The organism is Bacteroides sp. RCH18, from assembly GCF_058231005.1.
Genome location: NZ_JBIPTC010000001.1, coordinates 3,030,598 through 3,043,130 on the forward strand (window position 1 = coordinate 3,030,598; position 12,533 = coordinate 3,043,130).

A 12,533-nucleotide genomic window follows, 5' to 3' on the forward strand; every position below is an offset into this window, starting at 1 on the left:
CATATCCGTTATGATAAAAGCATCCGCAGTTTCCCTCTCTCAAAAGGGAAACTACGGACTATGATTCTCCTTGATTTATGCGGCAATAAAACAAGAATAAGGAAATACTCTGTTATTTTTCCAGAAGAGCGACAGTACACCAAAGAACGGGACCTTGTCCATGATAATCACCAGTACGACGAGGACGATCATAATAGTACTGTAGATCATTCTTTTTATTGGTTCCGACACAGACTTCTCTGACCTGATTCTTTTCATTAACGTACGGAACCAATGCCAGCCAGGCTTTTCGGGCAGCAGGTGCATACTCTTCCGCATCCAGCCAGCCATTCTTCACCCCCATAATGAATGCGAAAGTAAACATAGCCGATCCGGATGACTCTGTCCAGCAATCAGACTTGTCAATCAACTGATTCCATAAACCATCTGCATTCTGATACTCCTTCAGGCTTTTCATCATTTTCTGATAGCCTTCCAAGATACGAGCACGGTCTTTGTGCTTCTTTGGCAAACAACGGAGCAGTTCCGACATACCCGCCGCCATCCATCCGTTCCCACGTCCCCAATAGAAAGGAACATCCGGTGCATGATAGAAAAGACCATTCGGGCGTTGCAATTCATCCAGGTACATCACCATTTCTTTCGCTGCGCGGTCGATATATTTACGGTCCTTCGTCACTTTATACGCATGAGTCTGCACAATCGTAATCATGTACATATCATCAATCCACAAACGTGTCTGCCAGGAATACCCTTTTTCAGCCCATTCCTTTTCTTTAGGCTTTGCATTTGCGGGAACTTCCCACTGAGAGTCGGCATAAGGCAGTCCAAGATACCAGTATTTCTTATCCTTTGTCACCCGGTACATATCCAGTGGAAGGCTACCGAACATATTCAAATCCACATGATTCATAATCGGCTGCAGTGCCTTCTCTGATGTAAACAAAGGGGCAAACTTATCTTCCAGAAGCTTTATCAACTCTTTATCTTTTGTTACCGCAGCATATTTCAGCGCGCCATTCCAGTAGAATGTTTCCGGATATCCAATCCATTTACCGGCATGAAGTGCGTGCTTCTCGCCTACAAAGCGGTATGCCAAACGCTTACCGACCTCTTCGGGAGTGTATCCTTCCGGGAAGTCCGTCAGCAATTTAGTCTGAGCTGATAATAGTTGAAAAGGCAACAAGAGCAATAATAAAAGTAGTTTTTTACACATAACGACTTATTTTTATTTATTATACAATTATAGAATATCTACGGGAGTTATTTAACCTTCAGGTTCTTTACATTGTCGCACACGGCCACTGCTATTCTTGAGTCCGCACAACCATAATAGAGATATAACTTCTTCTTGTAATATGCCAGTCCCTCGATAAATACTGTTCCATCTTTGTATTGCCCGCTCTTCTCAAAAGGTGCTTCAGGCACAAAGAAAGGTTTGTCCAACCGGTCTAGTACTTTATAAGGATCATTATTATCAAATAAAAATTGTCCGGCGCAATAAGCACCTGCCGGATATGAGGTATCCCTGTCCTTTCCTGCATTTTTTCCATTATACAGAAGCACAATACCCTTTTGGGTTCGTATAGCCGGAGGTCCGCATTCTGTCATCTGACAGTCAAAATGCCCTTTACGCGGTCTCGCCAACTTCTTTAATTCATTCTTTTCGTCCAGTACCGGATACCAGTCTACAAGGTTGTCAGAAGTAGCCGCGTGAACAGCATACTCTCCCCAGTACATGAAATACTTGCCGTCTACTTTATCAATAACCAGCTTTTCTTTCTTTACTTTGGTCAGTATGGAAGCAGATTTACTGGCTATCTTAGTGAAGCGTCCGTCGTAGGCCTTTTCAAAAGCAAGTCCATGCTTTGTCCAGTTCTTTAGATCCCGGGAGGTGGCTACAGCGATACGCGGTGTCTTCCGGTTCCATGCCGTATAAAGCATCACATACAGTCCGTCTTCCGTCATTGCTACACGTGGGTCCTCACAGCCACCGGGCCATTCTATACCTTTAAAGTTATCTTCCGCTGGAAATAATACCGGAGTGTCCAGTCTTGTCATTGTGACTCCATCCGTGCTCTCAGCATATCCGATACGTGAAGTCCTTTTACCGATGCCCTGTGCTGAATTATCTTCCGCCCGGTAAAGTACGACTATTTTCCCGTCTTTCACGGTAGCCGCCGGATTGAATGTATCACTCTCTTCCCACTTCACCTGTTGCTTCTGCATCGGACAATAAAAAGAAGTAGGTTGAGGTGAAATTACGGGATTAGCACCTTCAGGACGTACGAAAGGACCGAGTACCCAACTTCTGTTATCCTCCTTACCTGTAGTCGTATCCGTAGAAGGTTTCATGGTAAATCCACATAACATCAATATACCGGTCAGACTAATTACGAGTTTTAGTTTCATCCTATTTTCCTGCTTTATTCATAATAAATCATTTACCTTTACAACAAATATTGTCCCTCCTCCTTCAATCTTTTACGCAGATAATCAGTATCGATTTTGTGGACATCATTCTTTGCCTGTTTTATAGCATGCACTGCAGCCATTCCGGCAGCTTCGCCAGTCACCAGACAAGGAGGCATTACCCGTAAACTCCCGAATGCTTCTTCATCAGTAGATATACAGCGTCCTGCAGTCAATACATTTTTCAGTCCTTTAGGTGTCAGGCAGCGATAAGGGATTCCATGAGATTCTCCTTTTTTATAACGTGTCTCTTTATGACCGGGCTTATGAACATCTATATAATAACAGTTACGTCCGATTTCATCCTCAAAAGTTCTACGTTCTTTCCAGTCCTCTACCGTAAAAGTATAATCACCTTCAATCCGACGGCTATCTCTGACTCCAAGCAAAGAAGCAGTCTTCACCAAAAAAGCACTACCAAAAGTTTTGGGCTGAACATCCTTCATTGCTTCCAAATATTGTCCTGCAATTTGCCGACCTACCATCATTGCCTGCGTAGTCGCCCAAGGATCAGTTGAATCGACATTAGCAAGATGTCCGGCATTGAACTGCACCACATCCGGACCAATAAAATTACTATTAAAATGCTTATCTATCAATGGATATTTCCCAGACTCAATCGCTTTATAAACAGGGCTGTTCTTATTACTAGTATGTAATGAGGGTCCTGTCAGATTGTAGTTATAGCTATCGACATTAGCAAACGAGAAGCATAAAGATGAGCTCTGTACCACCCCACTATCATCTCCTCTCTTGAATGATGCGCCTGCCCATGCCGCCAAATCCCCGTCACCTGTCGCATCAATAAAAACTTTTGCCTTGAAAGCAACAAGCCCGGATTTATTTGCGACAATGATAGCGTCTACCGTTTCATCGGCTGCTTTTTCTACAGCAGCAACTCTTGAGAAGAAGAGTACTCGGGCTCCCGATTCAGTAACCATCTGATCATAAACTGTCATCAGATATTCGGGATTTATACTCACCCAATTCATTTTCTGTTTTCTCTCATGCGGTACTCCTTTCCTCGAAGCTTCAAAAATTTTCTCTGCCAGACCTCTATAAATAATCTTCTCACCATCAGAAAACGGACACCATGCCGGAACCATACCAGCTGTGCCCATCCCGCCAAGTTGCCCCATTGCTTCAATCAATAGAGTCTTGGCCCCTTCGCGTGCTGCCGAGATAGCGGCAGCACAACCGCCAGGCCCTCCGCCAACTACAATAACATCCCACCGATCATCTACGGCAATCTTTGTATTCTTCAGACTCAGCCTGGATTGCGTTGTTTCTCCCTGCGTATTGAGAGTAGGTACAGTGAAAGCTGCGGTCAACAGCCCTGCTTTTTTTAAGAATTCTCTTCTAGAAGTCATAGTATTCTATTTATCATTTGGTGAACATTAGTTCCTTTGTCCGATTCACTAACACTCAATTAAACAATCCGCCTATCAATGCAACCATAAATTTAAGTTTCATCTTACTTAAGTTTGTGCTTTTGACTATCGATATTCCATCCTTTTAATACCAATATTGCTCCTTCACCCAGTTTTTCCTTTGCCGTCTCGATCGTTACCGTCTTCTTTTCACCCGGAGTCAGGGAGAAGAAGTTATCCGTATAGAATGACGGACGTATCGGACTCATCTTTGCATTAAGGAATTGCAGTTGATTGAAGAAAGCTATCTGATTGGATGTATTCCTCATAGTGATATCAACAAAATAGTTATCACCTTCTTCCCTCACCTTATAAGCCAGTTTCACTTTAGAAGTCCGAAGTTTACTCAAATCCTCAAAGCCAGAGGCTGCCGGACCGGTCAAGGTCGTCTTTCCTTCGTACTTATCGTTGGAACGCCAGTAGAAATTAGAAGAAACTTCTTTCCCTTTCTCATCTTTCAGTATTAATTTGATAAAGTGAACCTGAGAGATGTCTTCGGGAAAACGAATAGTCAACGCATCATTCGCTACTCCATCAGCCGGTAGATTAATAGCAGCCGATTCTTCAAACACCTTCCGGCTATTTATATCATACACCTGTGCTGTAACCTTGTAGTTATCGAAAGAACGATAGAAATCATTCACTACGGAAACCGTATTTTTAAGATAATCGAACTGAGCATGCAAAGGTTCTAAAGAATTGGCCGTGTGATAAAGCGAAGCTGTCGGCTCCAGAGACCAGTCCCACATACGGGAAGCTACCTGCCTCATAGAACAGTTATGATACCAAAACAAAAGCCCTGAACAAAAACGGTCACCATAATCCAGTTTATTATAGTTCCATACTTCCCAAATGCTCTTGGAGTTTATTGCACCCAGCAATTGTCCTTTCTGAGCAAATTCGTCAATCGAAGATGACTTTCCATAATGATTTACCAAGTCTGTATACATAGTAGTCATCAGATGGAAACCATTTCCATCCAGATAATCCCACACTTCTTTGTTGATAGGCCACAGGTCTTTCTCATCCATCATTTCCCGGAGTATTTCTACTGTAGGAAGAGTCGGTGCACCATATTCAGGATTAAAGCCATCTACACGACTACCTCGTGGAGAAGCTGTATTTTCATAATGCTGCATCGGATTCACCTGTTTATAAGGGCTGCCATCATGTACTCCGGCACACTCCGACTGCATCTGATATCCGCGTGTACCATCCAACTGATTCAGCAGTTCGGGAGTACCGGTCATTTCTGTGCTTTCATTGGAAGCAACATAATAAGCCAAAGACGGATGATTACGAATACGCTTCACTGTAGACTCCACGTTACTCATATAGAGAGCCTTGTCATGCGGATGACGAGTATCCCCTGTCATCCAGAATTCCTGCCATACCAGCAAGCCCAATTCATCACAAAGCTGGAAGAAATAGTCAGATTCAGCAATACCACCTCCCCACATACGCAGAAGGTTGACGCCCGACTGGCGGGTATAGCGCAATTCAGCATAAGTACGTTCGTCAGAGTGTCTCAACATAGCTTCCGGTATCCAGTTCGTACCACGGATAAACAACCGTTTACCATTCACATAAAAGACACGTGATTTGTCCGGTGTTTTAGTATCGGAAGTGATTTCACGAATGCCAAATCTCGTCTTTACGGAATCACAAACCACTCCGTCAACCGATACGGTCAACTTCAAATCATATAAGTTTTGCGGTCCTTTGTTGACCGGCCACCACAAGCGAGGAGAATTCATCACAAGTTGCGGAAACTCTTCCGGAGAAAAAGTAACCAGTTTTTGTTCTCCCCGAATCACCCGGAATGATTTCTCAAAGGATATATTCTCACCAACAATCTCACCTTTTACTTTGCAATTAATACCACTATTGCTAGTTGACGGATTGATCACTTCTACAGATACAGTCTCACGTGCCTGGTCATAATCCGGTTTGCGCAATTCAGACTTAATAAACGGATGACGTAGAGCTACCTTTCCGGTAGCATAGATAGAAATATTTTTCCAGATACCTGTATTACGATCACGGATACCATCCATAAAGGTAAAGTCCCAGCCTACAGTCATCAACATCGTAGTGTTTAATCCGATATTACCGTTACCACCATTATGAAATTCTCCGGCAGCCCCCCAGGACTTCGGCTTAGTACTTCCGGGAACATCAACCGGATACACTTTGACAGCCAATGCATTATTCTTTCCTATCTTTACAAAATCAGTCACATTGATATAGTCCTGTATGAACATACCATTGATCGTACTAAGCAGATTTCCATTCACCCATACTTCTGCCCGATAATTGATACCGTCCAGCTGCAACCAAACATTCTTCCCCTTAAAAGACTGAGGTACTGCAAACTCTGTACGGAACCAATAAGTATAAAAGTCACGTCCGACCTGAGAGAGATCAGGAATCAACTTTGATTCAAGTTTATTATTGACTCCATAATAAGGTTCGGGATATTTCTGATTATACACCAAAGAATTTAAGACTGTACCGGGAACAATGGCTGGCAACCATTTTTCTGTCGGATAATCTGATGAAGATATTTTCTCACCCGGATCTGTGGTATCGCCTGCTTTTATCATTTTCCACTGATAATCTCCATGATGGGTGACTTCCGAATCAAGCCAGATACGATTAAGGTCTCTGGCGTCATTCATCCTATTTTGTGCAGTCAATACTGAACAGAAAAGTAGTAGCAAAACAGAAAAAAGGGTCTTAACAAAGTTGTGCATATTTATGTTATAGTTTTAAATGGTTTTTGGCATGGAACAAAAGTAGAGGTTTCCTTTTATTCAACATGCCAAAAACAGGTCAATAAATAAGATTTTAGTCCCAAAATACTTAAATAAAAGACAAAATTGCCCGTATTCATCGTTATTTTTCCAGAAGAGCAACCGTACACCAAAGATAGGGTGCATGTCCATGATAATCTCCCGTATTACGCGGACGATCATAATAATACTGCATGTCGTTCTTTTTGTTGGTACCGACACACACTTCTCTTACTTTATCGTTCGAGTTTATATAAGTAAGCATAGCCAACCATGCTCTTCGAGTAGCCTCACCATACTCTTTTATCGGCAACCATCCATATTTCACTCCCATAATAAATGCGTAAGTAAACATAGCCGAGCCCGATGTTTCTACCCAGCAGTCCGGTTTATCAATCAACTGTCTCCACATGCCCTCTTCTGTTTGATAATTTTTCAGACTTGCCATCATACGCTGGAAACCTCTTACAATAGGCAAATAATATGGGCTAGATTCTGGCAGATAGCGAAGTACTTCTGCCATCCCTGCCGCCATCCATCCATTTCCTCTTCCCCAAAAATAGGGTACATCTGGTGCATGATAGAAAAGTCCATTCGTACGTTGCAACTCATCCAGATACATCGCCATTTCTTTAGCAGCGCGCTCAACATATTTCAATTCACCGGTCACTTTATAAGCATGCGTTTGAATGACAGGAATCATATACATGTCGTCAATCCACAAACGAGTTTGCCAGCTATATCCCTTCGCTGCCCATGACTTCGCACTTGCACTTGCATTTTCCGATACTTCCCATTGGGTATCTGCGTAAGGTATACCCATTTCCCGATATCGTTCATCTTTAGTGATCAGATACAATGTGAGAGGAAGACTACCGAACATATTCCGGTCAACATGGTCCATCCCAGGCAAAAAATGCCTATCAGTAGTAAAAAAAGACTCAAACCCATCTTTCAAGGACCGGACCAGTTCATTGTCTTTCGCTACTTCCGCATATTTCAATGCTCCGTTCCAAGTAAAAGTTTCCGGATAACTGAGAGTTTTCCCATTATGTTTCCCCTTTGCAAAAAGTTTTCCCAACCGTTTCCCTATCTCCTTAGGAGTACTCCCTTCCGGAAAATCAGTCAGTAAGGGAGTATCAATTGTCCGCTTGGTCTGTAACATCCATTCCTGAATTTCGATTCCTTTTCCGCCTTGATTCCGATGAATGGTCAGTTTATAATACTGATACGCCTCCTTATGTCTCAACTCCAAAAACTTTTTCTCCCTTTTTTCAAACTCCTGCCGAATTCTATTATCTAGTTCGGTCCACTTCACATTGTCATTCGATCCGTAAAGAGACCACGCACCAGGTGCATTTCCTTCTTTATCTCCGGTTGCCATAACCGAATAATAACGCGCTATAACCGGTTCTTTTCCCTTCCAGATGATAGAGACAGAATTATTAGGAGTATAGAAAGAAGTTGTCCAGTCTCCATCAACCAAACTACTAATATCTTTTCCCTCAGGAGAGTCATCATACTCAGGAGAGATAGTACCCTCTGTCGGCATATTATAATTATCTGCCTTCAACTGATACACATAGGTGTATTTTTCCTTTTCGTCATTTCCCGTACCTTCCTGAACCGGTGGCACAGGTTCTTCATTTTCACTGGAACAGCTATAAAGCATACCACCCGATGTCATTATCAGGAATATGCAACAAAGTGCCTTCGCTATATCATGTATCCAACTATCATTTTTCATTTTATACATCTTATTCTTCATTATTTTCCTTCTAGTTCCAGTACAGCTAAACGAGCCAGCATCTCGACAAAAGCTCCTTCGTGCAGGACTTGCCAAGAAGAATTCGTTTTACCGATAAAATAATTATTACTCAGCAGATTAGTTGTTTGATTCCGGCATTCTGACATCCAAGCCTGCAACATGCTCTTCTCGAACGCAGTGACATAATCCCTTCTTCCATCAATCTTATACAGCTCAAGGAAACCACGAAACAATACAGAATAAAACCAGGCATGATCTCCATTTATACGATAAAACTTTTCTCCCAGTTCTTTTGAGTCATACAAGGTAAACCACTTACTGTGGGCTGAACGGGCAATCTGCTGCGCTTCATTCAGATATTGTTGTTCTCCTGTTATATTGTACAATAAACAAGCAGCCTGCATTGGCTGACCGGAATTGTAACTGTACTTACTTTTACCTATAGTCATCGAAGGAGTAATATTATCATAGAAAAGGTGATCACTCGGATCTTGCATGTATTGTATCAACCATGCATAAAATTCTTTAGCTTTATCCAGATACTTCTGCTCTTTGGTTATCTGATATAATTTACATCCCAATACTGCAGCCGGTGCGGTAGAACACGTATGTTTATTAGTGTATGCCGGTATTTCCCTCCAAAGAATACCACCGCCACATGAACTGGTATTCCCCACCATCAAATAATCCCAAACCATTTTTGCTTTCTCCAGGAAACGATTTTCCTTTGTCTGTTCATACAGTTCCGCCATATCCAGTCCTATCCAGACATTATCGTCGTAATATCTCTCATTTCCGTTTTGCGGATAAACTGCGTAAGCGCTGCGCTTGTTGTCAGTTGTGATAAAACGGTTGATACTGTTAAACATACGGTCAGTCAAATCTGCATACTTTTTTTCATAAGCAGATACCCCGACAGAAGCTCCGCGCAAAGCTACATAGCCAGAAAGTCCCGCTCCTTGACCCCAAACTACGGCATCTCCATCCCAATAAGGTCCGGTAGCAAGCGGATATCTTGTATTCCAACAGTCACGTGCAGACTTTCCGAAACAAAGATTCATTAACGAAGTCATCAGGATGTCGGCCCTTTCCAGGAAACGGGTTCTCACCACCTCTTCTTCACGAAGTGGCGTAGCAGTGACCGTCAACTCCTCCGAGCGTTTCCCATAATTGTCGACAGCAACAGCAGTTACAATATATGTTCCCGGTTCAGAGACAACGATTAACAGTGAACTAACCTTTTCTGTAGCAATACGTATGTTTTTCTTCACTGCGTTCTCGGATTTATCTCCCTCCAACAAACAAGAGATTTCTACAGAAATAGCTCCAGTTGGATTAGTCCAGCTCACTTGCAATTCATTCGCTCTCTCCGTTTTCTCCGCCACAAGATTGGTAACCGGAGGTACTGTTTTTTGCCCCTGCCCATCTTGCTTTCCATCATCTATTTCATCCGTGATAGGCGAGTCGCCCCCACCACATGCACCTAGCAATGCAGATAAGAGAAAGAAGCAGATACCTAACAGCATATTAAATCGGATATTTTTCATGGTACTTCTGGTTTATATGGTTACTTTATTCTCACCGGTTCAATCGTTTCTCCTGTAATACTAATTACTCCTTTATCGGAGATATTGAAGTTACTGATATAAGAAGTACGAGGACCTACACTAGTCTCACTTGCATGAGCATGAAAGATATATTTATAACTTCCATCGGCACAGACAAACGGTGCTCCATGTCCTGTACCGACTAGTCCTACAGACTTAGCAGCCTCTTTGTCTCTTCGGAGAATTGGATTTCCACTATACTTGGTCCAAGGTCCTTTAGGAGAACTAGCTGTTGCATATCCTACAGCATAGTCTTTACTTTCATAATGGTTTGCCGAATATATCAGATAATAAGTATTCCCTTTTTTCAATAGCGAAGGACCTTCGGCAATCGTACCTTGTTTCTTCTCCCAAGGTTCAGTAGCACTTATACATTTAGTCAATGTTTCTTTTTTTATACTGGTCAAGTCATCATTCATTTCTGCTACCCAAATCACGTTTCCCCCGGTAAATCGCACATAATAGAGATAAGGAGTACCATCATCATCTATAAAAAATGAGGTATCAATTCCTTTTTCATCTGCTACAATAGGTTTCTTTTCTCTCTGTACGAATGGACCTTCCGGGCTAGTAGAAGTAGCGACACAGATATGTTCATCCACTGAATAAAACATATAAAATAGATTCTTCGACTTCACATAGTATACTTCCGGTGCCCAATACCATTTAGTTCCCCAAGAATTTTCTGGTGACAAAGCCTTTATATCATTTCGCTTCCATTGCTTCAAATCTTCAGAGATATACACTTCGAATCCGTTAACACGAGTTCCATATGCATAGTATTTACCTTCATGGTATAACACAAAAGGATCGGCAATTGGCAATTTATACTCTGCTATTATATCCGGGTCAATCACGTCTTTCTCGGCTGGAGTAGCTGAAATCGTCACTTTCTCGGAACGCTTACCATAATTATCAACGGCTACAACAGCAATTTGGTAGGTTCCAAATTCTGATAATTGGAGTGTATATTTGCTATTTTTCTCACCATATACACGCACATTTATAATTGCAGGAGATTTCTCATTTTCTTCCAAGAAATAAGATATCTCCACAGCGACAATTCCTGATGGATTTTTCCATTCCAATAGTAATTCATTTGCCTTATTAGTCTCTTTCGCTGTAAAATCGGAAACAGACTCTATAACTGTTTCGTTTTTCTGCCCATCATCTTCTTTCTGATCATTCTCATTAAGTAGCGAATCATCACCTCCGCCACAAGACAAAAAGAAAATAGTACCTAATATTAAACATACGTTTAAAAATAACCTATAGTGTGTATTTTTCATATTTTTTATCTAAAAAATAAATGTTACAAACATTCTTCATTTTTAATGTTTAAAACGCAAGCTATCACAAACCCATTCTGAATCAAATCAAAATTTGCGATAACCTGCGTTTCAGTTTAGCAACATAGATTAATCATCTGTTAACCATGTCTGCTTTTATTAGTACTTTTACCATTGAATCTGTTGATCCTCATCAGGAATCAATGTATTCAAATCACGCTGCATTGATAAGGCACCCGATACTGAATATTTGATTCGTTTACCTGGTATAGTAGTATAATCTTCAAACGTATAATTTAAATTAATTGTTATAAAGATTTTCTTCAAATAAGGCTTTAAATCATCCATCTCATCATACATCACGAAGTTTGCAGGGTAGTCTGGATCCACTGTCAGATTTATTTCTGGATTATCGGACCAAATTTCCAGTTTTTTAGTATCTGAACCCTCTTCTGGGAAACGAATAAAGACCTTATATAGTTTTCGATCCAGAAAATCTATATCTCTCGTTCCAGCATAAATAAAAATAGTTCTATCATCTACAACAAATGCCCGTTGCGATGCAACTGTAAAAGGATTATTTTTATCCGTATCAATATAAACCAAATATTGAGAAGCATCATAAGTACCCGAATAATCATTGAATGGAAGCAACCTTAGCATAGCTCTCCGATAATACTTACGAGGATTTGCTTGATATCCTAACGAAGGATCATCCACAATTTGCAAAGGCAATACCCACTTGTCTGCTTGGTCCAAATCAGCATCCAATGTAAAATCAATAGGCAACACTGAGATACATTCTCCCTCCGGTATCTCTACAGTCTCAGGCATACTGTAATATTTACTTTCTAGTTGCTGAAAATAAAGTTCTTCACGATGTCCATACACCTCCTTATTCAATTGTGCTAAAGTATCCGGATCCAAAGCAACACGAACGGATACCGCTTGACTATTCATGGTCGAACCGCTAAGTATTACTGGAAGGTTATAACGTACAGTTCCTCCTGGTTTGTAACGAACATAGGTTGTAGTTACTCCTTGAGAATTTACATTAGCTTTGAAAGAAGCCAACTGCAAATACTGTTCATCTTCCCATTCGTTGTTGCACGAAATACAGCATATCGCTACAATCATGCTCAAAAATAGATAATATATTTTTTTCATATCTC

The 12,533-nt window shown here is 41.3% G+C and carries 8 protein-coding genes; all 8 read right to left on the bottom strand.

The genetic code is table 11. The annotated features are described in order from the left end of the window. Positions 1-112 precede the first annotated feature (112 nt). The 8 genes from ACHLI0_RS12135 to ACHLI0_RS12170 all read right to left on the bottom strand — a co-directional run bounded on the left by ACHLI0_RS12135 (position 113) and on the right by ACHLI0_RS12170 (position 12,528). The gene (locus ACHLI0_RS12135; RefSeq protein ID WP_054959150.1) at positions 113-1,216 is read right to left on the bottom strand and encodes a glycoside hydrolase family 88/105 protein; all 1,104 of its coding nucleotides are present in this window, start codon (positions 1,214-1,216) and stop codon (positions 113-115) included. Positions 1,217-1,263: 47 nt separating this feature from the next. After that, complete coding sequence (locus ACHLI0_RS12140) at positions 1,264-2,412, bottom strand: beta-1,2-mannosidase (protein WP_310508009.1); 1,149 nt, start codon at positions 2,410-2,412, stop codon at positions 1,264-1,266. 38 nt (positions 2,413-2,450) lie between these two features. After that, positions 2,451-3,842 (bottom strand): FAD-dependent oxidoreductase, encoded by a 1,392-nt coding sequence (locus tag ACHLI0_RS12145; protein WP_195591615.1) that lies wholly within the window; start codon positions 3,840-3,842, stop codon positions 2,451-2,453. 104 nt (positions 3,843-3,946) lie between these two features. After that, the gene (locus tag ACHLI0_RS12150) at positions 3,947-6,658 is read right to left on the bottom strand and encodes a glycoside hydrolase family 2 protein (RefSeq protein ID WP_490749250.1); all 2,712 of its coding nucleotides are present in this window, start codon (positions 6,656-6,658) and stop codon (positions 3,947-3,949) included. 142 nt (positions 6,659-6,800) lie between these two features. After that, on the bottom strand, positions 6,801-7,862 hold the full coding sequence (locus ACHLI0_RS12155; RefSeq protein WP_490749576.1) for a glycoside hydrolase family 88/105 protein: 1,062 nt from the start codon (positions 7,860-7,862) through the stop codon (positions 6,801-6,803). Positions 7,863-8,464: 602 nt separating this feature from the next. Continuing rightward, positions 8,465-10,012 carry a glycoside hydrolase family 76 protein gene (locus ACHLI0_RS12160; protein ID WP_490749251.1) on the bottom strand — a complete coding sequence of 516 codons (1,548 nt, stop codon included), beginning with the start codon at positions 10,010-10,012 and terminating at the stop codon, positions 8,465-8,467. A 20-nt stretch (positions 10,013-10,032) separates the two neighbouring features. Next, positions 10,033-10,956 (bottom strand): glycoside hydrolase family 43 protein, encoded by a 924-nt coding sequence (locus tag ACHLI0_RS12165; RefSeq protein WP_490749577.1) that lies wholly within the window; start codon positions 10,954-10,956, stop codon positions 10,033-10,035. A 573-nt stretch (positions 10,957-11,529) separates the two neighbouring features. Beyond that, positions 11,530-12,528 carry a DUF4973 domain-containing protein gene (locus ACHLI0_RS12170; RefSeq protein ID WP_288676299.1) on the bottom strand — a complete coding sequence of 333 codons (999 nt, stop codon included), beginning with the start codon at positions 12,526-12,528 and terminating at the stop codon, positions 11,530-11,532. Between the last annotated feature and the right edge of the window lie 5 nt (positions 12,529-12,533).

Coding starts and splice junctions, on each gene's coding strand:
- ACHLI0_RS12135 (WP_054959150.1), bottom strand. CDS start 1,216: ATGTGTAAAAAACTACTTTTATTATTGCTCTTGTTGCCTTTTCAACTA.
- ACHLI0_RS12150 (WP_490749250.1), bottom strand. CDS start 6,658: ATGCACAACTTTGTTAAGACCCTTTTTTCTGTTTTGCTACTACTTTTC.
- ACHLI0_RS12155 (WP_490749576.1), bottom strand. CDS start 7,862: ATGTTACAGACCAAGCGGACAATTGATACTCCCTTACTGACTGATTTT.
- ACHLI0_RS12145 (WP_195591615.1), bottom strand. CDS start 3,842: ATGACTTCTAGAAGAGAATTCTTAAAAAAAGCAGGGCTGTTGACCGCA.
- ACHLI0_RS12170 (WP_288676299.1), bottom strand. CDS start 12,528: ATGAAAAAAATATATTATCTATTTTTGAGCATGATTGTAGCGATATGC.
- ACHLI0_RS12160 (WP_490749251.1), bottom strand. CDS start 10,012: ATGAAAAATATCCGATTTAATATGCTGTTAGGTATCTGCTTCTTTCTC.
- ACHLI0_RS12140 (WP_310508009.1), bottom strand. CDS start 2,412: ATGAAACTAAAACTCGTAATTAGTCTGACCGGTATATTGATGTTATGT.